The following is a 23,582-nucleotide window of genomic DNA, read 5'->3' as shown; positions in this document are numbered from 1 at the left end:
CATGCTCGACTCCCAGCAAATCCTCACAGCCGCCGCCCACCTGGACCATGCCGAACGCAGCCGCGAACAGGTGCGCCAGTTTTCCCTCGACTACCCCGATATGACGATCGAGGACGCCTACGCCATCCAGCGTGAATGGGTCGCGCAGAAGATCAAGCACGGGCGCACGCTCAAGGGCCATAAGATCGGCCTGACGTCACGGGCCATGCAGGTGTCGTCGAATATCACCGAACCCGATTACGGCGCTCTGCTCGACGACATGTTTTTCGACGAAGGCAGCGACATTCCCTTCGAGCGTTTCATCGTGCCACGGGTGGAGGTGGAACTGGCTTTCATCCTCGGCAAGCCGCTCAAAGGGCCCAACTGCACGGTGTTCGATGTGCTCGACGCCACCGAGTGGGTGATCCCGGCGCTGGAAATCATCGACGCCCGCATCCAGCAGGTCGACCCGCATACCAACGCCACCCGCAAGGTGTTCGACACCATCTCCGACAACGCCGCCAACGCCGGTGTGGTCCTCGGCGGCCGCGCCGTGCGCCCCACCGAGATCGACCTGCGCAAGGTGCCGGCGGTGTTGTATCGCAATGGCGTGATCGAAGAGTCCGGGGTGTCGGCGGCGGTGCTCAACCACCCAGCCAAAGGCGTGGCGTGGCTGGCCAACAAGCTGGCGCCCTATGACGTCACCCTGCTGCCCGGCCAGGTGATTCTCGGCGGCTCGTTTACCCGCCCCGTGGCAGCCCGCCCTGGCGATACCTTCCACGTCGACTACGACCTGCTCGGCTCGATTGCCTGCCGCTTCGTCTGAACCCAGGAGTGCTTTCATGGACATGCCTGTCAACCGCTTCAAGCAACGCCTGCACAACCGCGAGATACAGATCGGCCTGTGGCTCGGCCTTGCCAACGCCTACTGCGCGGAACTGGCCGCCAACGCCGGTTTCGACTGGCTGCTGATCGACGGCGAACATGCGCCCAACCAGCTGGGGAACATGCTCGCGCAATTACAGGCCATCGCGCCCTACCCCAGCCAGGCGCTGATTCGCCCGGTGATCGGCGACACGGCGCTGATCAAACAACTGCTGGATATCGGCGCCCAGACGCTGCTGGTGCCCATGGTCGAAAACGCCGCCCAGGCCCGGGAACTGGTGCGCGCCCTGCGCTACCCGCCCCAGGGTATTCGCGGGGTCGGCAGCGCCCTGGCCCGCGCCTCGCGCTGGAACAGCATCGCCGATTACCTCGACCAGGCCGACGCGCAGATGTGCCTGCTGGTGCAGATTGAGAATGCCGAGGGCCTGGCCAATCTGGACGCCATTGCCGCCGTCGAAGGCGTGGACGGGGTGTTTATCGGCCCGGCAGATTTGAGCGCGTCCATGGGCCACCGGGGTAACCCGGGGCATCCGCAGGTACAGGCGGCGATTGAGGAAGCCATCGTGCGTATCGTCAAGGCGGGTAAGGCGGCAGGGATTCTCAGTGCGGATGAAAATCTCGCCCGACGCTATATCGAGTTGGGGGCGACGTTCGTGGCAGTGGGGGTGGATACCACGGTGTTGATGCGGGGGCTGCAAAGCCTGGCCGGGAAGTTCAAAGACGTACCGGTGGCTGCCAATACCGGTGGTGTCTACTGAAATCCATGTGGGAGCTGGCTTGCCTGCGATAGCGGTGCATCAGCGACAGATAAGCCAGCTGACCCGGCGCTATCGCAGGCAAGCCAGCTCCCACAGTTGATCGGTGGTGGCTCAGTCATTAGTTCAGCGCTTGATGTTCTTCAAGTCATCCAGCAACCCCAACAAGGTCTGGAATTTCTCTTCGCCAAACTGATCCTGCAAACGCTGATAGTTGGCCTCCATGCACTGGCTCATGGACTCGAAACTCGCCTTGCCCTTGTCCGCCAGGGTAATCAGCACCCGGCGCTGGTCCTGTTCGGCCTTGCGCCGGTGCACCATGCCGGCCGCTTCCATGCGCACCAGTACGCCGGTCATGCTCGGCTTGAGGATGCAGGCCAGCTCCGCCAGTTGGTAGATCTCCAACTCACCGTGCTGTTCAAGGATGCGGATGATGCGCCATTGCTGTTCGGTCAGGCCGTGTTCATTCAGGGAAGGACGGAAAAAACTCATCGCGGCCTCACGCGCTTGCAGCAAGGCCAGGGTCAGGGATTGTCGAGGTGTGGACATAGGGCTCAGGGTCACGAAGTATTTAGTTAATAGTTTAACGAAACTCTAACATTCCCGGCCGGCGAGCGCGCTATAACTTGTAGGTGCCCTCGTCCGTGGCGCGCTGAATCAAAAACCCGGGCACGCAGGATCAAGACTTCCCGCCCGCCAGGGGCCCTAATGGAGGCATCCGCTTTAGCGCCTTCCTTCACTTTTTCAGGCCGCGCCATGATCAACATCGAAACCCCCACGTACTACACCGCCACCAAGAAATACAACCTCAGCTTCCCCACCCTGGAACAGGATATCGAGGCAGACGTCGTGGTCATCGGTGGCGGCTTTTCCGGGATCAACACGGCCCTTGAGCTGGCGGAAAAAGGCATCACCAACATTGTGGTGCTTGAAGCGCGCTACCTGGGCTTTGGCGGCACGGGCCGCAACGGTGGGCAGATCATGGCAGGCATCGGCCATGACCTGGAGAAGATCAAGAAGGACGTGGGCGAAGACGGCCTGCGCCAAGTGTTCGAGATCAGCGACCTGGGCGCCGACATCATCAAGAACCGCATCGCCAAGTACAACATCGACGCGGACTTTTGCCACGGCTACGGCTACATGGGCTTCAACGCCCGCCAGGAAAAAACCCTGCGCGCCTGGGAGAAAGACTTCAAGTCGATCAACAGCCAGCACGAAATCCGCTTTCTCGGCGGCTCCGATGTGCAGCAGATCATCGGCTCCACCGCCTACACCAGCGCCCTTTTGCACATGGGTGGCGGGCATGTGCACTCGCTGAACCTGCTGCTGGGCGAAGCTACCGCACTGGCCAGCCATGGCGTGAAGATCTTCGAAAACAGCCCGGCGCTGGAAGTCAGCTACGGCGAGCGCATCACCGTGCGCACCGGTCGCGGTTCGGTACGCGCCAGCAAGTTGCTGTGGGCCTGTGACAGCTTTCTCAACAAGCTGGAGCCAGAACTGCACCGCTCGACCATCAACACCTACGCGTTCCAGATGATGACCGAACCGTTGTCCGAGGAGTTGATCCAGCGCATCAGCCCGATCCGTGGGGCCTACAGCGATATCCGCCCGGTGATCGACTACTACCGCGTGACTAACGAAAACCGCCTGCTGTTCGGTGCCGCCACGCCTTTGGTGGAGCACATTCCCGGCGACCTGAAAGCCTGGAACCGCAACCTCATGCTGAAGATTTTCCCCTACCTCAAGGACGTGAAAATCGACCTGGCCTGGGGCGGCCCGATGGCATGCAGCCCGAACCTGTTCCCGCAGGTGGGCACCTTGCCGGGGCGCAGCAATGCATTTTTCGTGCAGGGCTATTCCGGCTTTGGCGTCACGCCCAGCCACATCATCTGCAAGGTGCTGGCCGAAGGCATGAGCGAAGGCTCGGCGCGTTATGACCTGGTCAGCTCGATTCACCGCCCCACCATCATCGGCAAGGACGCGATTCGCCCCCTGCTGCTGACGGCGGGCAAATCCTGGCACCAACTTTCCGGCTACTGGAATGGGCGCCGCTAACCCTCTTTTCTCACTCACAGGAACCACTGCCATGCCTCTTACCGCCCTGAAACACAACGTCCAGCTGTCGGAACTCGACGCCTGGGGCACCGTGGCCGACCTCGGCTCGCAAATCCTCGAAGGCGAAGTACGCGCCTTCGGCAAGATGACCTTTGGCGCGCCCACCGATGCGGTCAGCAGTGCGTACTTCGGCACGACCCAGGGCAAGTTCCGCATGGTTTACCCGTTCGCCGAACAGGCCACGATAGTCACCGGTGAAGTGGTGCTGACCGACGAGTCCACCGGCCAATCCACCCGCTACAAAGCCGGTGACAGCTGGTTCGTGACCAAGGGCACGCCCGTGCTGTGGGAAGTGGTCAGCGAGAGTTTCGTCAAACACTACTTCGCCGTCGTGTAAGGGAGGGGTTGCCATGTCGAATTCATCTGACTGGATCACCGTGGGCGCCCTGGCCGACGGTTTTGCACCCGAGGCGTTCATCCTGCCGACCCTGGCCGACCTGGCCGGCCAGACCTTCACCCTGCACTTTGCCAATGGCTGGCAGATCGAACACCGCTTCGAACAGGAGCGCTTGGCCTGGCACGCCGCCGATGGCCACTCCAGCGGCAGCGCCGTCTACCGCGCCAGCTCCATTCGCCCGGGCCTGTACCTGGTGGACTTTATCAAGCACGAGGCGGGGCAAAGCTGGTCGATCAGCCTGGTGCTGGACACGCCAACTGCGTCCTTTACCGCGGTGATTGGCCGTATGCCGGAACCGGCAGAGACCCACGAAGGCCTTTACCACCGCGCCCTGGCTGGCAAACCGCTGACCTCGGTACAGGTTGACTTCCTCCACGGCAGCCTCGACCGGCCGTGGCAGGAGGGCCACTGCCTGCACGCCCCCACCGACGAGTTGGTCGGCCTGCGCAACCACTACCGCTACAGCCCCAGCGAGGTCTACGAACACATCTACCTCAACCCGCGGTTCTACGCCTGGCAATGCCTTGAGGGCGTGGAGAAAGGCTTGTGCGACACCGACCGCTGCCATTACTACAAGATCGCCGAACAGCTATACCTGTTCGTCTGGCAGGAGAAGATCGTACCGACCCTCGGCCTGGTGCTGATCGACCTGCAACAGCACCGCAGCGACGGCAAGATCTTCGGCTATGCCGGGGCGTCCTTCGACGCGCTGTCGAACTTCCCGATCAGTTCCTATTGCCAGGTGCTCAACCGCACAGAGTACCCCCGTGACTGAGCCGCGCACGGTGGTGATCACCGGGGCCGGCACCGGCATCGGCGCTGCCTGCGCACGCTTGTACGCACAGGAAGGCGCGCATCTGGTGCTGATCGGTCGGCGTCGTGAGCCACTGGAACAGGTGGCGCAAGACACCGGCGGGCTGATCCTGGTGGGCGATGCCGCCTGCCCGGACACCTGGGACGGCTTCATCCAACAAATCCGTAGCCACTTCGGGCACCTCGATGTGCTGCTGGCCTGTGCCGGTGGCCACGGGCTGGGCAGTGCGACCCAGACCAGCCCGGCCACCTGGGAAGACGCGCTGCGCAGCAACCTCGACAGTGCGTTTTACAGCGCCCGCGCCTGCCTGCCGCTGTTGCAGGAAAGCGCCGGGAACATCGTGCTGATTGGCTCCATCGCCTCATTGGCGGCAGGCCCCGAGGTGTGTGGCTACACCACCGCCAAGCATGCGCTGCTCGGGCTCAACCGCTCGCTGGCCCGTGATTATGGGCCCCATGGCGTGCGGGTGAACGCGGTGTGCCCAGGCTGGGTGCACACGCCGATGGCCGACGCGGAGATGCAGCCGTTGATGGAGGCGTACGGCGAAACCTTGCAGCAGGCCTATGCGCGTGTGTGTGCCGATGTCCCGCTGCGGCGCGCCGCCCGTGCCGACGAGATCGCCAAGGTGTGCCGCTTCCTGGCCAGCGACGACGCCTCGATCATTACCGGCGCCACGTTGGTGGCGGACGGTGGCTCCAGCATCGTCGACGTGCCGACGCTGGCGTTTACGCACCTGGAGCCTGCCCATGACGAATGACCTGGATTTCAGCGGCCAGGTCGTGCTGGTCACCGGCGGCGCCCAGGGCATTGGCCTGGGTATCGTCCAGGCCTTTGCCCAACGCGGTGCGCGAGTGGTGATTGCCGACCGTAGGGTTGAACAGGCTGAAGCCCTGGCTGCCGGGTTATGCGCCCAGGGGCATCACGTTGACGCCGTTGGCGTTGACCTGGCGGATGCCGAAGCGGTGTTCGCCTGCGTCCAAGGCTTGGCGCAACTGGATGTGCTGGTGCACAACGCCGGGTACTTTCCGCTGACCGCCTTTGCCGACATTACCCCAACGATCCTGGAGCGCACCCTGGCGGTGAACCTGTCTGCGCTGTTCTGGCTGACCCAGGCGGCGTTGCCGATGTTTCGCGAACAAGGCCGGGGCTGCGTGCTGGTGACGTCTTCGGTCACCGGCAACCGGGTCGGTTATCCGGGGCTGAGCCACTATGCGGCGTCCAAGGCCGGGGTGAATGGGTTTATCCGCAATGCAGCGCTGGAGCTGGCGCCGTTGAATGTGCGGGTCAACGGCGTGGAGCCCGGCATGATCGCCACGCCGGCGATGGGCAACCTGGGCGATGCGGCCGTGAATGACAGCATCGCCCGCCGTGTGCCGCTGGGGCGCCTGGGCGCTGCGGCGGATATTGCCGGGGCGATGGTGTTTCTGGCCTCTGACCTGGCGGGCTATATCACCGGGCAGACGCTGGTGGTGGATGGTGGCGCGACGCTGCCCGAAATATGAAACCCGATCGTTCCCACGCTCTGCGTGGGAATGCATCCTGTGACGCTCCGCGTCACGACTTGGAGCGGGACGCGGAGCGTCCGGGGCGGCGTTCCCACGCGGAGCGTAGGAACGATCAACAGCTGTCCTATCGGCAGACGGCGGCCTTGTTCGACATCCGTAAGTTCGACATCATCGGTCTCTGGGAACGCCGCTTTGATGAGGGCGGTTTGCCGATCGTTCCCACGCTCTGCGTGGGAATGCATCCTGTGACGCTCCGCGTCACGACTTCTGGAGCGGGACGCGGAGCGTCCGGGGCGGCGTTCCCACGCGGAGCGTGGGAACGATCACGCTTGCACCGCCTGCAACCGGCTGGAACGAAAATCCTTGGGCGATACTTCGAACTGCTTCTTGAACGAGCGGCTGAAGTGCGCCGAGTCGGTAAAACCCCACTTGTAGGCAATCGAGGTGATCGACTCACTGCGCAGGAACGGGTTGGTCAAATCATCCGCACTGCGCTTGAGCCGTGCGCGCTGGATATAGCGGCAGACGCTGTCGTCCTGTTCTTCAAACAGACGGTACAGGTGCCGCACCGAGATATTCAGGCGGTTGGCCAGGCCGATCGGGCTCAGGCCTGGCTGGCTCAGCGACTCATCAATGACTTTTTGCACATAGCTGCGCAGGTTATTGCCGTGCAACGCAGCAACGCCCTCGCGGCACTCGTCGCCCTGCTCCAACGCCGAACCCAACAGCGAGACGAAGGCCGCTTGCAGCGCCTCCTCTTGCGTGGCGTCATCGTCGGTATCGTCCTTGCACAGTTGGTCCATCAGCACATGCAGCATGCGCCCACAGGCCTTGGTCGAGGAGATCTTGCCGAAGGCCCGTGCCTGACCGCCCAGGTGCTTGCATACCGCGTTGCGCGACAGGGACAGCGAGGCGTGTTCGATCAGGCCGAAAGGGGTAATTTCAATGGAGCCTACCGAATCCATCAACAGCATTTCGCCGGGGGCCAGTTGCACCGTCTGGTCGTTCTGGGTGATTTGCGAATAGCCGCTGCGCTGGCTGACCAGAAAACATTCCTGGTCGTTGTCATGGTCGGCGTGGTGCGTCGGGCGCTTGATCAGCCCGGCATTGGTGCGCAGGATGGCCAAGCCACGCGGCAGGTTATGGATCTCGCCGATAAACAGCGAACGGTTGAAAGCCAGTTCGGTATCGAAGTGGCCGCACGCGTCGCGCAGTTCGCGGTTCCAGCTGTCGAGCCCGTCGGGTGCATGCTGTGGGATGCTCATTGGGTGTCTCCGCAGTGGCGTTATTCTTGTTGTTCTGGCGCAATAGTTAACATGTTATCTATATGCACGCAACAACAACCTGTTTGCCCTTTGCAGAAGCACTAATGGTGCCAATCAGAGGTCCGACAATACCCGCCGCAATCCGGCCAGTACGACCAAGAGATACCCGCGTTGCTCGGTGCTCAACGCAATGTAGCGCCGGAACGCCGGCATGCGGTTGACCACCTCACTGCCGCCCATATGCTCCAGGCGCACGCACCATTGCTGGTCTTGCAGCTCGATGCGCAGGCGCTTGAAATCCAGCGGCATCAACGCCTGGAACAACGCGCTGTCAGCCTGCAAACGCGCCTGCAACTCACGGCCCAGTGCCTGGTTGCCAGCGCGGCGCCGCACATGAATACCGCTGCGCCGGATCGCGCCGCCATGGTGCACCTCGAAGCTGCCAGCGCCACCCGCTGCAGCAGGAACGCGCAGGACACATTCGGTCAGCACCAGGTGCATCAACAACTGCGACTCGGTGCGCTCGACAATCTCGAAGGCCACACCGCCCACTTCAAGGCTTGCCAGGCCCAGGTCACGCCGCAGGTGGGCCAGGGTCACCCCCGGCCGATACCCGCTGGGTGCGCGGTCAGCACGAAACAGCTCAAACAGTTTTTGCCGCAAGGTCGCTATAACTTGCATGGGCGTGTCCCGGTTCGTGATTTAATTCCTTGGCCAACACCTCTTCCACGCAGGCGGGCTTGAAGGGGTTGACCTTCTGCACCACCAGGGTCCAGAACAGCGCATAGGTGGCCGTCACGCCGAGCATCACGCCAAACGGCACATAAATGTCAGCCGGGTTCATGCCTGGCGGAGTGATGAACCACATGCCCAGCAGGATGCCGATGCTGGAGACAATCTGCGGCAGCGGGAACCACGGCGAGCGATAGGCCCGTGGCAAGTCCGGACGCCGAATGCGCAGGATCACCACCGACAGCGTCACCAACAGGTAAGCGAAACTCCACGCGCACACCGCCGCCAGTACCAGGTGCATGATGTTGTCGGTGTTGCCGCCCAGGTACAGCGCATGCAGGCACGGAATCAACATGGCCACCAGGATGCACAACAGCGGCGTCTTGAAACGCGGGTGCAGGTAGGTGAACACCTTGGGCAAGGCGCCATCCACCGCCATGCCGTAGAGGATGCGCGGCACGCCGGCCATCAGGGTATTGATGGTCGCAGCGCCAGCGAACAGAAAGCCGATACCCAGCCACAACGGGCCGATCTGCCCCATTACCTGTTCGGCAAATCGGGGGATGGCCATGGGTGTGTCCAGCAGGTGCACGCCGGACGCGGCGTCGAGCACGACGTTTTCCACCTGGCGTTTCATCGCCGCGCCATAGATGAACATGCAGGTGGCCACGCCCATCAGCCCGAGCATCATCGCCCGTGGCATCACCTTGGCCGATTGGCGCAGGTCCGGCGCCAGCGGGGTGACGAACTCGCAACCCACGAACATGAACATCGCCATGCCCACCAGCGACAGCACGGTGACCAGGTCGGTGCCTACCAGCGACTCACCGAACCAGCCCTCCAATTGCACCGCCGGCGCGGCGACCAGGCCCAGTACGCCGAACACCATCAGGGTGGTCCACATGCCGAAGGTCAGGATGATCTCGGCGCGGCCAAATGCGCTGACGCCAAAGGCGTTCAGCACGCCGAACACCAGTACGAAACCGACGCCCAGCAACCACGAGCCGCCGGCCGACTCTGCCAGGGTATTGAGGTGTTCGAAGTTCACCAGGGCCATGACGCCGGCGAGGATGGTTTCGGCGGTGCCGGCGAACACATGCACGATCAGGTAGGCCGACAAGGTCCCGGTGATCGCAAAGAACCGGCCCATGCCGCAGTTGATGTAGTCGTACACCGAACCGGTGGTGGGCAGCATCGAGGCGGCCTCGGCGAAAGTCGTCGCCTGGGCCAGCATCATCACCACGGCGATCAGCATCGCCAGGGCAAACGCGCTGCCACCGATGCCAAAACCCATCGTGGCGGTGAGAATCACCGGGCTGGCCATGATCAGGCCGATGGTGCTGGCCAACGCAGTGGGAAAACCTACCGTACCCCGGTTGAGGTGTGCGGTGAGTCGGTCGTTGATCGACATGGAGGGGTCCTCGAAGCGGTTTTTTTTAATGTGTCGGCACTCTGCGCCCCACTCCCGTTGATCGTCTTGCCCCTGTCTGCCGCCGGTTTTGTTGCTGCCTGCCAAGGCCTGCTGCCTGGCGGCCAGAGTCAATTGCCTGGCACGCAGGGAAAAGACTTGGCCTCACACCGCTCGCCCTAATGCGCCCTCACTCTTAACCAAGATGGGGGCAATAACAATGGAGCACACACTGAAAAACCGCTGCCTGCGCCAGACGGTCGGCCTGGGCGTGGCACTGTTGGTGGGCCAGGCGCAGGCCATCGAGTTGTATGCGGACGTCGACACCCAGGTCACCGGCAACTTCCTCGCCGTGTACGGTATGTTCAACAGCCCGAAGAACTACGATGGGCGCAGCGGCGGCTCCACTTGGCGTGAGGCGTTCATCAAGTACGGTCTGAGCGTCGAACAGCGCCTGGGCAACCTGGGCGGTGTGTATGGCACGGCCAACCTGGTGAGTTCCGGTACCTGGGGCGACGGCGATGCGGCCGGATTGACCAACGGCACCGAGCGCACCACCAAGTTTGACGAAGCCTTCGCCGGCTGGCGGTCTGGCGAGTTGTTACCGGCGCTGGGCAAGGACGGCCTGGACCTGTCGTTCGGTCGCCAGATCATCATGCTCGGCGACGGTTTTATCCTTAACGACGACGGCCCCAACCTGGGCAATGGCGTCGGCGACGGCGAGTTCAATCGCGGCGGCGCCTACTACATCGCCGCACGCCATGCCTTCGATAAGACGGCGGTGATTCGCCTGGGCGGCAAGGACGGTGTGCACAGCAGCCTGATGTGGATCAAGTCCGACAACCGCGCCCAGGCCCTCACCGAAATGGCCGCCGGCACCCTGGAATACAGTGCCGCGCCGGGCACCCTGGGGCTGACCTATATTCACGGCATCGATGTGGATGAGCGCTTCGCCACCGACCTGCAGCGCCAGCGCAAAGGCATGAACCTCTACAGCCTGCGCGGCACCGGCAATGCCGGTATCGACAACGCGCACTTCGCCTTCGAACTGGCGCGCCAAAGCCGTCGCGATGGCCAGGAAAATGCCGGTTACGCCGAAGCCGGCTACACCTTCGCCAACCTGCCGTGGTCACCGGACCTGACCTACCGCTACGCCCGTTATTCGAAGAACTGGGACGGCATGTTTTCAGGCTTCAACCGTGGCTACGGCACCTGGGTGCAGGGCGAAGTGGCGGGCAACTATTCCGGCCCCTTCAACAGTAATACCGCCGTGCAGCACGTGGCGCTCAAGGTCAAACCACTGGAGAACATCACCCTGGGGGCGCTGTTCTTCGACTACAACACCGTCAGTACCCGCGGCCAATTGAACCTGGATGGCCGCGAACTGGACCTGTATGCCGAATGGGCCGTCAACGAGCACCTGATCATCACGCCGCTGCTGGGTCTGTACAAACCCGATAAATCAGCCGATACCGGTGGCAATCAGGTCGGCGGCAACGGCACCAATGTCTACAGCCAACTGGTGGTCGCCGTGCCGTTCTAAACTGCTTCGGGCGCGCAGGGAGGCAGCGCCCGGACCTCGGCATAGGCGCCCTGATGATAGAGCAGCGGCGCACGGCCAAAATCATCGAAGGCCACCACCTTGCCGATCATGATCCAATGGTCGCCGCCGTCCACCTGCTGGTATTTCTCGCAGTGAAAACGCGCCGAGCAATCGGCGAATACCGGCGAGCCACCCTTCCCCGGCTCGTACTCGACCAGGGCGAAGCGGTCTTCACGGGGGCGGGCAAAATTGTTCGACAGGTGCACCTGGTCCGCCGCCAAGACATTCACGGCAAAGTGGCTGGCCTCCTCGAACACGGCATGGCTGTTGGAGCGCTTGTCGATGCTCCACAGCACCAGCGGCGGGTCGAGGGATACCGAGTTGAAACTGTTGGCCGTCACGCCCACCTTGCGCCCGGAGGCGGTGGCGGCGGTGACCACGGTCACGCCAGTGGCAAAATTGCCCAAGGCACGACGAAAGGCTCGTGGGTCGAATACGTCGGACATGCAAGACTCCCGGGTGGCCTCTATGGGCCGCCCTGATTGTTGTAGGGAAAACGCAGCTACACCATGCTCGGGTCGGGTTCCAGGCCCATCAGCTCACGGCCAAGGATCTGCGCGCACACGTCATAGTCGGTGTAGGCATGCGCGCCGGTCATGTGGGCATCGCGGAACAGGCGCTGCATTTCGTTGTGTTCGAACCAGGCATTGCCACCGGCGGCGGCGAACAGCCGGTCTACCGCTTCGATGCACATCTTGGTGGCGTAGGCCTGGTTGGTGCGCCAGAACGCCAGGGTTTCTCGCGCTGGGTAGCGGTGGGCGGCGCTGTGTTCGGCGTGGTCTTGCCAGGTTTTCTCCAAAAACGCCCGAGCAGCGGCCACCTGGTGGGTGGACTCGGCCAGGCGCATCAGCGCCGGGGTCGCTGCGCCGACGGCGGCACCGGTATAGGCGCGCACACGGTTTTTGGTTTTTTCGCGGAACACCTCCAGCATGCGCTCGGCCACGCCGAGGCTGACGGTGGAAAAACCACTGGCGAAATACGGCCGGTACGGCGCGTAGAAAATCTGGCTGTCTGGGTAGAGACCAAAGCCTGCGGACTTGCCTTCCATCATGTCCTTGGCCTTCTGGATCCGGTGCTCAGGCACCCAGGCGTTGTCGATGATCAGGGTCTTGGTGCCGCTGCCTTTCATGCCGGCCGCGAACCAGTCATCGCGGATCTGATAGTCACTGCGCGGCAGCACGGCAAAGCAGTAATCCTGGGTACCTTCGGCATTCTGGCGACGGCAGCCGACAATCGCCCACTCGCCATGGTCACAGCCGCTGCTCCAGCCCATCTCACCACTGAAGTACACGCCGCCCTCGCCCTCGGTCACCCGACCGAACGGCGCAATACTGCTGCTGGCCGTGGCATCCGGGTTGGCGCCCCAGATCTCCTCCTGCAACTGCGCCGAGAACAGCGCCAGTTGATGGCTATGGGTACACAACAAACTCATGGCCCAGGCGGTGCTGGCGCAACTGCCGGCGAGCAAGGCGATGCAGTCGGCGAATTCGGGCAGCGACAGTTCCAGGCCACCGAATGCCTTGGGCTGGAAGGCGCGGTGCAGGCCGATGCTTTTGAGCAGCGCGATATTCTCATCCGGCACCTGGCGCAGCTGTTCGGCACGGCTGGCGTTCGCGGCAATGGCAGGCAGAAGAGGCTTGAGGTCTTCGAGGAGCGGTTTTGGCTTTTTCATGGACGGCCCTGCTTATTATTGGAAGTCCGGCAGGCGCTCCGAATCGTGGAACGGCGCGGGATGCAGGGCCAGTATCAAACGGGTCGTGCAGGCGGGAAATGCACGTTCGGCAGGCAAGCTTGTACTTTTCACAAGCACGGCAGGCACAGGCATAAAAGCTGGCAGGCACAGTCAAGCCGCTTATCAGTGCGTTGGTTAACCTCGGGGTTTCTTTGTGAACTGCCAGGAACCTGCCATGAGCGATATCCCGTTGCTGCCTCAAGTGGAAGCCTTTTTGCGTCGCCGCCATGGGCTGTTTATCGACGGTATCAGCGTGCACAGCCACGCCGATCAAACCCTGAACGTAATCAACCCTGCCAACGGCCGGGTGATCGCCGAAGTGGCCGATGCTGACCTGGCGGATATCGACGCTGCGGTCGCTTCTGCCAACCGTGGTTTTCAGCTGTGGTCCCAGGCTGCGCCCGCCATCCGCGGCAACGTGCTGCTTAAATTGGCCGACCTGCTGGAACAGCACCGCGAAGAACTCGCGCAGATCGAAACCTGCCAGTCAGGCAAGATCATCCAGATTTCCCGTGCCTTTGAGGTCGACCAGGCCGCGCACTTCCTGCGCTACTACGCAGGCTGGGCCACCAAGCTCAGCGGCCAGACCCTCACGCCCTCCCTGCCTTCGTTCAATGGCGAGCGCTACACCGCCTTCACCTTGCGCGAACCGGTGGGCGTGGTGGTGGGCATTGTGCCGTGGAATTTCTCGACCATGATCGCCATCTGGAAGCTCGCCTCGGCACTGGTGACCGGTTGCAGCATCATCATCAAGCCCAGCGAATTCACACCGCTAACCCTGCTGCGCATCGCCGAACTGGCCATCGACGCCGGGTTGCCGGCGGGGGTGCTCAACGTGCTGACCGGCGGCGGCCATGTCGGCAAGGGGCTGGTGGAACACCCCGGCACGCACAAGGTGTCCTTCACCGGCTCAGTGCCCACCGGTATTGCGGTGGGCCGCAGTGCCATGGGCGCCGGGCTGACCCGCGCGACCCTGGAACTGGGTGGCAAGAACGCCGCCGGCTTCCTGCGCGACATGGATGTAGACAAAGCGGTGGATGGCATTATCGAAGCGGGCTTCCTGCACTCGGGGCAAATCTGCGCAGCGGCCGAACGTTTCTTCGTGCACCGCTCGCAAATCGACGCTGTGCTGGAAAAACTCAAGGCGCGTCTCAGCCGCCTGACCATCGGCTCGCCCCTGGATGAACACACCGAATTCGGCCCGGTGACCCACCAGCAACACCAACAAAAACTGCTCGGCTACTTCAACCAGGCCCGCACCGAAAACAACACGATCATCCACGGCGGCCACCTCATCGACCGTCCCGGCTGCTACGTCGAACCCACCGTGATCCTGGCCAACCACCTGCACGACACCCTGCTCAACGAAGAAACCTTCGGCCCCATCGCCACCTTCCTGCCCTACGACGACGAAGACGAACTGCTGGCGCTGATGAACCACGGGCCCTACGGGTTGAGTGCCAGCCTGTGGACCAACGACCTGGGCAAGGCCCTGCGCATGATCCCGGCGATCAAGGCAGGCACCTTGTGGGTGAACATGCACACCCTGCTCGACCCGGCGGTGCCGTTTGGCGGCAGCCGGTCTTCGGGGTTAGGCCGGGAGTTTGGTGGTGCGTTTATTGAGGATTACACCGAGCTTAAGTCGGTGATGATTCGGTATTGAATGGCTGTAGGAGCGAGCCTGCTCGCGAAAAACGTCAACGATAACGCGTGCATCCTGAATAAGTGCGGCGGCTATGGTTTTTTCGCAAGCTCGCTCCTGCAAAAGCCCTAACTGAATGGAACCACCGCCTCCGCCTCAACCTCGATCAACCACTCAGGCAACGACAACCCACTGACGATAATCCACGAAGACGGCGGCGGGTTGTGCGCGAAGCGCTGGCGCAGCGCCTCGACAATCGGCTCCTGCTGATCCCGGGCAGATTCGACGATATACAGCCGCAGCATGATCACATGAGACAGATCACCGCCCACCGCGGCCAGCACCTTTTCGACATTGTCCAACGCCGTGGCCGTCTGCTCCGCAATGCCTGGGCCCACCGTACGCTCTTGAGCATCGACCCCCACCTGCCCGGACAGCATGATCCGCCGACCCTCTGGCACTTCCATGGCCTGGCTGAATCCGTATTGCAGGGAGTTGAATACCGTCGTGGGATTAATGACCTTTCGTTGCATGACCAATCCTTGTTTGTCAGTAGGAAGACAAGGCTAACCTAGAGACTCTGCCCACGCTGACGGTTCAACATCCAGCAACATTTCATGGGGGAAGCGCTGAACCGGGAATGCCCGGGGGCCTGATGAAAACGCGCAAACCCAGCGGACAATGACATTCCCCTGTGGGAGCCGTCGAGCTTTAGCGAGGCCGCGATAGCGGTGGGTCAGGCAATGAATATGTTGACCGTGCCGCCGCCATCGCAGCCTCGCTGGGGCTCGACAGCTCCCACACTGGATAGGCTGCGCCTGGGAGAGTGCGCCAGGCTACCAAGTACCCATCGCCAGGCTGTGCGGCGAAAACTCCGCGAATTGCCACCGCAACGCCAATGCTGCCGGGCGGCGGACCACATGTTCCACCGTTACCGTCCACAGGCGCTGCGCGCCTTCGAACTCAGCCACTTGCGGCCCGCTCAGGATCAACGAAGTACGCCCGGCCACTTGCAGCACGTCACCGGTCTCAAAATCAACAAACAACAACCCCGCCACCGGGTTGGCGTGCAGGTTGCCGAGGGTGTTGAAGAACAGGTTGCCGGCAAAATCCGGGATGGTCAGTACGTTGCCTTCCACCCGCACAAACCCCGTGTTGCCGCCGCGATGGGAAACGTCCACCGAGCGTTCGCCGTGCTGGTCGACGTAGCTGGCGACGAAGAAGGTGTCGGCTTGGCGGATCAGCGCTTGAGCCGCATCGTCCAGGCGGCGGCTGCGCTCGGCCAGGTTGCCGGGTTTGCGTGCAATGCCAGCGACGGGCCGCAGTTGGATGTACTTGGGGCAATTGCCGAAGGTGTGTACTACGTCCACCGTAAAGCCCTCATCCTCAAGCGATCCGATCCGGCCATTCATGCGATTGCGGCGGCGGGTGTTGAGGTCGATGCCCAGCAGGCCGATCGCCGCGCCATCCGTTATCCCAGCCCAGGCGGGATCGCTTTTGGCGGGCAGGCTGTCGATCTGCAGCGTGTGTGGGTCCGGTGAATGCACAAACCCTGGTGCGCCTTCCAGCATCGTTGCCCAGGGGATGCCTTGTTCGTCTACCACACCCGCGATCAAGTACGGCAGCAGCGGATAAAAATCGCGGTGCTGCTCAGGCAAATGATCACGAATGACCTTGGGCCCGATCATGGCCATGCGTTCAGAAACGCCGGCACTTTCCTGCATGTGTCGTTCGCCGACATGCCAAGGGGTTGCTTCAATCGAGTGCATGGCGCTCACCTCCGGTTAGATACGAGCATGCTGCGCCCAGGCCTTGATAGAGAGAATGCCCACCCAGGGCAATCCACTATTACGCCAACTGAAACGCCGGATGCTCGCGCAACGCGGTGACGCAGTAGTCGACAAAGCTGCGCACGCGCATCGATGCATGACGGCCTTCGCGGTAGACCACATGCACCGGCTGCGGCGGCAACTCGAAGGTAGGCAACAGGCGCTGCAACTGGCCGCTCGCCAGGTGTTCGTGCAGTGGATAACTCAAGGCTCGAATCACGCCCGCCCCCTGCACCGCTGCATTGATCGCGCCTTGGACAGTGGCGCAACGCAGCCGGGCGCGAGCCTTGAGGGTGTAATGCGGGAAATCCCAGTGCACCGGGTCGGCGCTGGCAATCAGATGATGCTGCTTGAGTTCAGCCGGATGCCGGGGTTCGCCCCGGGTCGCCAAGTAAGCGGGGCTGGCACATACAACAGTGCGCACCTGCCCGACTTGCCGCGCAATGAGTGACGAGTTGGGCAATTCGCCGACCAGCACCGCCACGTCCAGCCCTTCTACGTGCAGGTTAGGGAAATAGTCGTGGTAATGCGCGATGACACGCACCGCTGGGTAGCGATCCGCATAACCGGCCAACAGCGGCGCCATGACATAGCGGCTGAACAGTAACGGCAGAAATATCCGCAGGTCGCCCTGGGCCTGCACATGCAAACCGTTGGCCGAGGCCTCGGCCGCGTCCACCGCTGCCAGCAGGCGCACGCAGTCGGCAAGGTAAGCCTGGCCTGCATCGGTCAGGTTGACACCGCGTGTACTACGTTGCAGCAACACCACGCGCAGGCGTGCCTCCAGGCGCGCAACTGCACGTACCAGCGTCGGCCCGGAAACCTGCGCATGACGTGCCGCCGACGCCAGGCTGGGTTGCCCGGCCAGCGCGGCAAACAGCTGCATATCGCGATAACGCTCCATCAGGCACGCTGCTTGGTCGCGGCGTTCAGGGCCGGGTCCTGCCCGAGGCGATGGCTGAGGAAATCCACAAACGTATTGACCTTGGCCGGTACTCGGCCGTTTTGCTGGAACACCACGTGGATCGGCAGCGGCGCCGGTTCGAAATCCTCCAGTACCAGTTCCAGTTCCCCCGCCGCCACCGCTGCCGCGACTTGATAAGACAGCACCCGCGTCATGCCCCACCCCAGGCGGGCCAGGTTGATCGCGGCATTGTTGGCGGTGACAACCAGGCGTGGCGCGATCGGTACCTTCAGCGGCTGGCCAGCGTCAACGAATGTCCACTCACTGACCAGTTGGCTGGACGATGAGGTGACGAGCTTGGCCTCACGCAACTGCTCGGGCCGCTGGGGGCGCCCGTGTTGGTCAAGATAAGCCGGCGATGCGCACACCACCCGGCGTACTTCGCCGACCTTGATCGCTTGCTGCAAGGATGGCTGCAGGTGGCCGATACGCACCGCCACGTCAACACCTTCGTCGGTCATATTGACCACCCTATCGACCAGCAAGGCGTTGATACTCACCAACGGAAAACGGTCCAGATAATCCCCCAGTACCGGCGCCACATACAGCTCGCCAAACAGTACCGGTGCGGTCACCGTCAACTGGCCGCCCGGGATGGAGTAGCTGCCCGCCGCCGCTTCCTCGGCTTCGTCCAGTTCGGCAAGGATGCGTCGGCAATCGTCCAAGTAACGCTGGCCGGCTTCGGTCAAGTGCAGGCTGCGGGTGGTGCGCGCCAGCAACTGCGTGCCGATGCGTTGTTCCATGGCGGCAATGGCGCGGGTCACGCTGGGCGGCGACGTGTTCAGGCGCCGGGCGGCAGCAGCGAAGCCCTCCTCCTCGGCCACGGCCAGGAACACCTGCATTTCATGAAATCGATCCATCTTTACGCCTTCTGATTATGTGTCCCCCTGTGGCGAGGGAGCTTGCTCCCGCTGGGGCGCGCAGCGGCCCTGAAAGCTGCCAGCGCGGTTTGGCTGAATAAATACGGCAGCCTTGTTGGGGCTGCTGCGCAGCCCAGCGGGAGCAAGCTCCCTCGCCACAGGTGTTGGGCTTCAACTCGATTGCAAACCGACAGCCGTGCGCGGCATGCCGACAAAACCCGGCAGTGCTTCGATGCTGGCGAGCCAGGCGCGTACCTCAGGGTAGTCGGCCAGGGACACATTGCCTTCCGGCGCATGGGCCACGTAGGTGTAGAAAGCGATATCGGCAATGCTGGGCTGCTCACTGGCGAGGAAACGGCTCTGGTTCAGTTGCTGTTCCATCACGCTCAGCAAGGCATGGGCGCGGTTGATTGCACTGACAGTGTCCACCTCGGCGCCAAACACCGTGGCCAAGCGCGCCGTGGCAGGCCCGGCATGGAGTGGGCCGGCGGCGGCCGAGAGCCAACGCTGCACCCGGGCTTGCCCGACAGGGTCGCTCGGCAGCCATTCGCCGCGGCCATAGGTGCTGGCCAGATAAATCAGGATCGCATTGGAGTCGGCCAGTACCGTGCCGCCGTCATCAATCACCGGCACCTGGCCAAAGCTGTTCAGGGTGGTGAGGAACTCAGGCGTTTTATGCGCACCTTGCTTGAGGTCCACCAGGATAAATTCACTCGCCAGCCCCAGCAGGGACATCATCAGTTCGACCCGGTGGGAATGGCCGGACAGGGGGAAACCATAGAGTTTGATCGCAGGCTGGGTCATGACAGGCTCCAAATGAGTGGGTATCGACGCCAGGGATGTTCTAACACTGCCATGTCTGGCGGAATGACCAGGATTCACAATCCAGCATTTCATCCAGCGAAACAATCTTCATTGACGTCATAGCCAAGCTTGGCGCGAGGTTTTCATGAAAAAATTCAAACTATCGCCGTCCCCATCGTTCACACCTTCACGTGCAACGTTAAGTAGGAGGCAACATGCAGTACCGACAACTGGGTCATTCCGGCCTGCTGGTATCGGAAATCATCCTGGGCACCGTGCCCTTTGGCGGTCGCGCAGAGTTTGAAAAATGCGGTGCGGTAGACGTGCCCCTGGCCAAGCGCATGTTCGATATGGCGTTCGACGCCGGGGTGAACATGGTCGACACCGCCGACCTCTATTCCCACGGCCTGGCCGAAGAAGTGGTGGGCAAGGCGCTGGGCGACAAGCGCAACGACATTCTGCTGGCCACCAAGGGCCGCAGCCCGGTAGACGACAACCCCAACAACTCCGGCTCGTCGCGCTACCACTTGATCCGCGCCTGCGAAGCCAGCCTCAAGCGCTTGGGCACCGACCACATCGACTTGTACCAACTGCACAACTGGGACGGCATGACGCCAATCGAAGAGACCCTGGAAGCCCTGCGCCTGTTGGTCGGCTCGGGCAAGATCCGCTACTTCGGCACCAGCAACTTCACCGCCTGGCAGATGATGAAAACCCTGGGCAAGGCTGAACTGCACGGCATGCTCAAGCCGATTACCCAGCAGATCTACTACACCCCGGAATCCCGCGAGGCCGAGTACGAGTTGCTACCGTTGGCCCTGGACCAGCAGGTTGGCACTTTGGTGTGGGGCCCGATGGGCGAAGGCTTGCTGACCGGCACGACCCGACGCGGGCACAAGCCGCCCGCCAATACCCGCCAGGGCAGCGGTTGGCCGGAACCCTACGTCCACGACCAGGAGCGTGCGCTGGACATTATCGAGACCCTCGCCGCCGTCGGTGATGAACACGGCGTCTCGGTCGCCCGCACCTGCCTGGCCTGGCTCAAGGATCGCCCGGGGATCACCTCGCTGATTATCGGCGCCCGTACGGAAGCACACCTGCGCGATAACCTGGCGGCCACCGAGCTGAAACTCACCGAAGAGCAGTCGGCGCGCATCGAAGCCGTCACTCGCCGTCAGCCGTTGTACCCCTACTGGCACCGCTTCACTGCCGGGATTGATCGTTTTGATCCAGCGGAGCAACCCTTCCTGGCCGAGCATCAAAAAACCCTGGATGCGCGCCAGGACAAGTAAAACAGCACCCGCTCCAATGCCGACGAATTAAGCGAACGCAATGCTCAAAGCAACGAAGATCCAATGTGGGAGCTGGCTTGCCTGCGAAAGCGGTGGTGCAGTAACAGATGCAGCGACTGACCTACCGCTTTCGCGAGCAAGCCCGCTGCCACACAGGGACTGCGCTTGACTGAGTGGCACTGGGGCAATGCCCACATTTTCAGGGTTGCACCGAACGGCAATGCTGCCTATATTTCCCGTCTGGCGCTCTCTACGCCACCTTCCGCGGAAAGGGCTGCGCCCAAGACATCCCAGCTCCACCTCATTTCTACGACTCCCAACCTTGAAGCGGAAAAGGTTTGTGCAAGGAGCTCGTATGTCGCAACGCCCTTTAGCCTCCACTACCCATGGCCGCCTCAACCTTGAGCAGCAGCGCAAGCGCGCCAAGGAACTGTTGTCGCAGCTGAAAAGCCTAGACCCCAGCGCAACCTTGTCCCAGGCTCAATGGCAGGTAGCCAAACAGCTGGGCTTCGCCAGTTGGCCCAAGCTCAAGGCCCACGTCGACGCCCTCGACTTTGCCGCCCGCCACCCTGGTTTCGATGCCAGCGATGAATCCCGCACCACTCATTGGCGGTGTGGTAATGATATTGCCCACAGCCTGCAAGTGGCCGGGTTCAAGGGACAGTTCCGGATGCTCACTGACCCGTTGTGCATGGGGCCAGTGCGTGAACTACCCAGCGAAGCGTTCCGAGCGATGCGCAGTACCTTTATCAGTCAGGCCTTTGCCCTTGACTCCACTGAAGTTGCGCATCGCATCAACGATGAATACAACCAACTACAAGCCTTGAACAACGCCGATCACAGTGTGCTGTGGTGCGAGGCGGACGCCTACGATCAATTGTTCCTGGTCCGCGCCCTGGCTGGCCTTGAGCAGGCGCCGCGCAAGCTGGAGCTGATTGAGGCAGACCGAATTCCCGGCGTCGAGCGATTTATCGGCATAGGCCAATTGGCCCCCGATGTGCTGGCCTGGCTCTGGCCGCAGCGGCGCTTGATCGACGACGACGCAGTGCAGTTGGCCAAACGGGCCTGGTCGGCTTACTGCGACAGCTCACCGCTCAAGCTCGCGGAACTGGCCCATGGCAATCACCCTGCCCTGCCCTTTCTGGCGCCGGCGTTACGGCGTCAGTTACAGGAGTTGCCGGGTCTCGAGGACGGGTTGTCACTGACTGAACGTTTGTCCTTGAAATATATTACTGAGGTCGGGCCTGTGCCTTTCGGTCGGGTGTTTGCCGAGTTGATGGCCAAGCGCGAGCCACTGCCTTTCCTGGGCGATATGATGTTTCACGCGCTGCTGCGCCCATTGATTGATGGGACGGCGCCGCTGCTGATCGAGACCGAAACGAACATGGAGTGGCCGCGCCGCGTATTGGCGCTGACGCCACTGGCGCAGCAGGTACTGGACGGCAATGCCTGCTGGCTGGACCACGCCAGCCATGAGCGCTGGGTCGGTGGTGTGTGCCTGCGGCCACGGCAACCTCATTGGGCACTGGACCAAGATGATCTGCCCGTCTGGCGTGACTGATGCTGCACGATACGATCAGCGCTTGGGAAACAACCCCACGGCACATGCCACCACCGTCGGGTCGCCTTGATAGACCGCCCGCGGGCTAATCGAAGGCTGGGACGCTCGGCCGTCCACGGCGTGCAGCATGGGCCACTCAGCGATCGGAGAACTGTGTGCCGGATCGACAATTTCCATGCAGCGTCGTAGGGAGGTGAAGTCGGGCGACTGTGACAATGACAGGTGCAGGGTCTGGCTAACCGAGACCGACACTACAGAGCGCTGCGCACATTGCCCGTCATAGATCAGCGTGTGGCGGATCAACGGGTTGTCATGGCAGTACTTGAGCAGGTTGACCTGCCGTGAGTGCACCAGCGCAGTGTTGATGATCAGCAGGTCAAACGCCACAACGCCCGAGCGTGTCAGTGCCTGCAACTCGTCGAACGAACTCAACGGGGCGATGCGGTGATAGCCCAGCTGGTTGAGCATTTTCTCGATCTTGATCCGTTGCAAAAGCTCTGCATCGGCAATCAGAAGGCGTAACGCTTTATTGGACATAGGGTAAACCTGACAGTTGGGCATCCGCGTCGATCATTCAACGCTGAGCAAAGTAACCGTCAGGGGTGAACCCTGACTTTAAGGCGATTCTGAAACGGCAATCAGGGGCACACCGTACTTTTAAGAATCGCCTCAAAGCCTTCGTGCCACTCGCTACCTACCATGGTCTGCGTTCCCTCACCCGACCATGGAATTGCCGTGTTCATGTTTCTACTCAGAGTGGTGCTACTGGCCTGCGGGCTGCTGGTGCTTGCACCCCCGCCTGCCAATGCGGCGCTGAAGATCGAAGGCACCCGCCTGATCTATTTCGGCCAGGACAAGGCCGCCGGTATCAGTGTGGTCAACCAGGCCTCGCGGGAAGTGGTGGTGCAAACCTGGATCACCGGCGAGGACGAATCAGCCGACCGTACCGTGCCCTTTGCCGCCACCGAGCCATTGGTACAACTGGGCGCCGGGGAGCATCACAAGCTGCGCATACTGTATGCCGGTGAGGGCTTGCCCAGCGATCGTGAATCGCTGTTCTGGCTCAATATCATGGAAATCCCGCTCAAGGTCGAAGACCCCAACAGCGTGCAATTCGCGATCCGCCAGCGGCTCAAGCTGTTCTATCGCCCTCCCGCACTCCTGGGCGGCTCGGCCGAGGCGGTGCAGCAGTTGGTATGGAGCAGCGACGGGCGCACGGTGACGGCCAACAACCCCAGCGCCTTCCACCTATCGCTGGTCAACCTGCGAACCGACAGCCAGACACTCAGCGATTACCTGCTGCTCAAGCCTCATGAACGCAAAACCCTGACCGCGCTCGACGCTGTACCCAAGGGCACCACTCTCCACTTCACCGAAATCACCGATATCGGTTTGCAAGCCCGTCATAGCACGGCGCTCAACTGATAAATCACGGGGTAT

Annotated in this window: 23 protein-coding genes and 1 pseudogene; 12 read left to right on the top strand and 12 right to left on the bottom strand. The window is 62.2% G+C overall.

Annotated features, from left to right (window positions below; genetic code table 11):
• The first annotated feature begins 1 nt into the window (after position 1).
• On the top strand, positions 2-805 hold the full coding sequence (gene hpaH, locus AC1RAC_RS16855) for a 2-oxo-hept-4-ene-1,7-dioate hydratase (protein WP_057974991.1): 804 nt from the start codon (positions 2-4) through the stop codon (positions 803-805).
• A gap of 16 nt (positions 806-821) precedes the next feature.
• Complete coding sequence (hpaI, locus tag AC1RAC_RS16850) at positions 822-1,622, top strand: 4-hydroxy-2-oxoheptanedioate aldolase (RefSeq protein ID WP_492616788.1); 801 nt, start codon at positions 822-824, stop codon at positions 1,620-1,622.
• Positions 1,623-1,745: 123 nt separating this feature from the next.
• On the opposite strand, the gene hpaR is transcribed toward hpaI, so the two are convergent.
• The gene (hpaR, locus tag AC1RAC_RS16845; protein WP_014719078.1) at positions 1,746-2,168 is read right to left on the bottom strand and encodes a homoprotocatechuate degradation operon regulator HpaR; all 423 of its coding nucleotides are present in this window, start codon (positions 2,166-2,168) and stop codon (positions 1,746-1,748) included.
• A gap of 207 nt (positions 2,169-2,375) precedes the next feature.
• On the opposite strand from hpaR, the gene AC1RAC_RS16840 reads away from it, so the two are divergent.
• The 5 genes from AC1RAC_RS16840 to AC1RAC_RS16820 are packed head-to-tail and all read left to right on the top strand — an operon-like array spanning position 2,376 to position 6,447.
• On the top strand, positions 2,376-3,674 hold the full coding sequence (locus AC1RAC_RS16840; protein WP_492616787.1) for an NAD(P)/FAD-dependent oxidoreductase: 1,299 nt from the start codon (positions 2,376-2,378) through the stop codon (positions 3,672-3,674).
• A gap of 31 nt (positions 3,675-3,705) precedes the next feature.
• Positions 3,706-4,071 carry a cupin domain-containing protein gene (locus AC1RAC_RS16835; protein ID WP_020301331.1) on the top strand — a complete coding sequence of 122 codons (366 nt, stop codon included), beginning with the start codon at positions 3,706-3,708 and terminating at the stop codon, positions 4,069-4,071.
• 13 nt (positions 4,072-4,084) lie between these two features.
• Positions 4,085-4,906, top strand: a complete 822-nt coding sequence (locus tag AC1RAC_RS16830) for a molybdenum cofactor biosynthesis F family protein (protein ID WP_198790592.1) — start codon at positions 4,085-4,087, stop codon at positions 4,904-4,906.
• Positions 4,899-5,702: an SDR family NAD(P)-dependent oxidoreductase gene (locus tag AC1RAC_RS16825; RefSeq protein ID WP_198790593.1), complete on the top strand. Its 804-nt coding sequence runs from the start codon at positions 4,899-4,901 to the stop codon at positions 5,700-5,702. Before AC1RAC_RS16830 ends, AC1RAC_RS16825 begins: the two co-directional genes overlap by 8 nt.
• Entirely contained in the window at positions 5,692-6,447 is a 756-nt protein-coding gene (locus AC1RAC_RS16820; protein ID WP_089042187.1) for an SDR family oxidoreductase, read from the top strand. The genes AC1RAC_RS16825 and AC1RAC_RS16820 overlap by 11 nt, the downstream gene beginning before the upstream one ends.
• 326 nt (positions 6,448-6,773) lie before the next feature.
• Here the strand turns inward: AC1RAC_RS16820 and feaR are convergent, their stop codons facing one another.
• The 3 genes from feaR to AC1RAC_RS16805 all read right to left on the bottom strand — a co-directional run bounded on the left by feaR (position 6,774) and on the right by AC1RAC_RS16805 (position 9,858).
• Positions 6,774-7,715 (bottom strand): transcriptional regulator FeaR, encoded by a 942-nt coding sequence (feaR, locus tag AC1RAC_RS16815; RefSeq protein WP_492616786.1) that lies wholly within the window; start codon positions 7,713-7,715, stop codon positions 6,774-6,776.
• 114 nt (positions 7,716-7,829) lie between these two features.
• Complete coding sequence (locus AC1RAC_RS16810) at positions 7,830-8,396, bottom strand: DUF3156 family protein (protein ID WP_463388951.1); 567 nt, start codon at positions 8,394-8,396, stop codon at positions 7,830-7,832.
• Complete coding sequence (locus AC1RAC_RS16805; RefSeq protein WP_492616785.1) at positions 8,359-9,858, bottom strand: APC family permease; 1,500 nt, start codon at positions 9,856-9,858, stop codon at positions 8,359-8,361. The genes AC1RAC_RS16810 and AC1RAC_RS16805 overlap by 38 nt, the downstream gene beginning before the upstream one ends.
• Positions 9,859-10,075: 217 nt before the next feature.
• On the opposite strand from AC1RAC_RS16805, the gene AC1RAC_RS16800 reads away from it, so the two are divergent.
• Entirely contained in the window at positions 10,076-11,398 is a 1,323-nt protein-coding gene (locus AC1RAC_RS16800) for an alginate export family protein (protein ID WP_492616784.1), read from the top strand.
• A gap of 32 nt (positions 11,399-11,430) precedes the next feature.
• Here AC1RAC_RS16800 and AC1RAC_RS16795 read toward each other — a convergent pair.
• Together AC1RAC_RS16795 and AC1RAC_RS16790 are read right to left on the bottom strand one after the other, a co-directional pair.
• Positions 11,431-11,904, bottom strand: a pseudogene (locus AC1RAC_RS16795) (flavin reductase family protein); the annotation flags it as partial.
• 56 nt (positions 11,905-11,960) lie between these two features.
• Positions 11,961-13,130, bottom strand: a complete 1,170-nt coding sequence (locus AC1RAC_RS16790; protein ID WP_492616783.1) for a p-hydroxyphenylacetate 3-hydroxylase oxygenase component — start codon at positions 13,128-13,130, stop codon at positions 11,961-11,963.
• Between the two features lie 235 nt (positions 13,131-13,365).
• Between AC1RAC_RS16790 and AC1RAC_RS16785 the strand changes: the two genes are divergently transcribed.
• On the top strand, positions 13,366-14,853 hold the full coding sequence (locus tag AC1RAC_RS16785) for an aldehyde dehydrogenase family protein (protein WP_492616782.1): 1,488 nt from the start codon (positions 13,366-13,368) through the stop codon (positions 14,851-14,853).
• 107 nt (positions 14,854-14,960) lie between these two features.
• Here the strand turns inward: AC1RAC_RS16785 and AC1RAC_RS16780 are convergent, their stop codons facing one another.
• The 5 genes from AC1RAC_RS16780 to AC1RAC_RS16760 form a co-directional block, all read right to left on the bottom strand.
• A complete protein-coding gene (locus AC1RAC_RS16780) occupies positions 14,961-15,365 on the bottom strand; it encodes a RidA family protein (protein WP_197900668.1) in 405 nt (134 codons plus the stop codon).
• Positions 15,366-15,668: 303 nt separating this feature from the next.
• Positions 15,669-16,601, bottom strand: coding sequence for a flavin-nucleotide-binding protein (locus tag AC1RAC_RS16775; RefSeq protein WP_492616781.1), 933 nt, complete (start codon positions 16,599-16,601; stop codon positions 15,669-15,671).
• A 79-nt stretch (positions 16,602-16,680) separates the two neighbouring features.
• Positions 16,681-17,565 (bottom strand): LysR family transcriptional regulator, encoded by an 885-nt coding sequence (locus AC1RAC_RS16770; protein ID WP_034128203.1) that lies wholly within the window; start codon positions 17,563-17,565, stop codon positions 16,681-16,683.
• A complete protein-coding gene (locus tag AC1RAC_RS16765) occupies positions 17,565-18,485 on the bottom strand; it encodes a LysR family transcriptional regulator (RefSeq protein ID WP_492616780.1) in 921 nt (306 codons plus the stop codon). Before AC1RAC_RS16765 ends, AC1RAC_RS16770 begins: the two co-directional genes overlap by 1 nt.
• A 171-nt stretch (positions 18,486-18,656) precedes the next feature.
• Entirely contained in the window at positions 18,657-19,289 is a 633-nt protein-coding gene (locus AC1RAC_RS16760; RefSeq protein ID WP_492616779.1) for a glutathione S-transferase family protein, read from the bottom strand.
• A gap of 215 nt (positions 19,290-19,504) precedes the next feature.
• On the opposite strand from AC1RAC_RS16760, the gene AC1RAC_RS16755 reads away from it, so the two are divergent.
• The gene (locus AC1RAC_RS16755; protein WP_054898365.1) at positions 19,505-20,581 is read left to right on the top strand and encodes an aldo/keto reductase; all 1,077 of its coding nucleotides are present in this window, start codon (positions 19,505-19,507) and stop codon (positions 20,579-20,581) included.
• A 355-nt stretch (positions 20,582-20,936) separates the two neighbouring features.
• Positions 20,937-22,142, top strand: coding sequence for a DUF1835 domain-containing protein (locus tag AC1RAC_RS16750; RefSeq protein WP_054898364.1), 1,206 nt, complete (start codon positions 20,937-20,939; stop codon positions 22,140-22,142).
• A gap of 15 nt (positions 22,143-22,157) precedes the next feature.
• Here AC1RAC_RS16750 and AC1RAC_RS16745 read toward each other — a convergent pair whose 3' ends face one another.
• Positions 22,158-22,679: an ANTAR domain-containing protein gene (locus AC1RAC_RS16745; RefSeq protein ID WP_014719098.1), complete on the bottom strand. Its 522-nt coding sequence runs from the start codon at positions 22,677-22,679 to the stop codon at positions 22,158-22,160.
• 204 nt (positions 22,680-22,883) lie between these two features.
• On the opposite strand from AC1RAC_RS16745, the gene AC1RAC_RS16740 reads away from it, so the two are divergent.
• The gene (locus AC1RAC_RS16740; protein ID WP_229999901.1) at positions 22,884-23,567 is read left to right on the top strand and encodes a fimbrial biogenesis chaperone; all 684 of its coding nucleotides are present in this window, start codon (positions 22,884-22,886) and stop codon (positions 23,565-23,567) included.
• Positions 23,568-23,582: the final 15 nt, after the last annotated feature.

Source organism: Pseudomonas sp. GW823-FHT02F05, from assembly GCF_058797315.1.
This window is presented reverse-complemented; position numbering and strand designations above follow the sequence as displayed.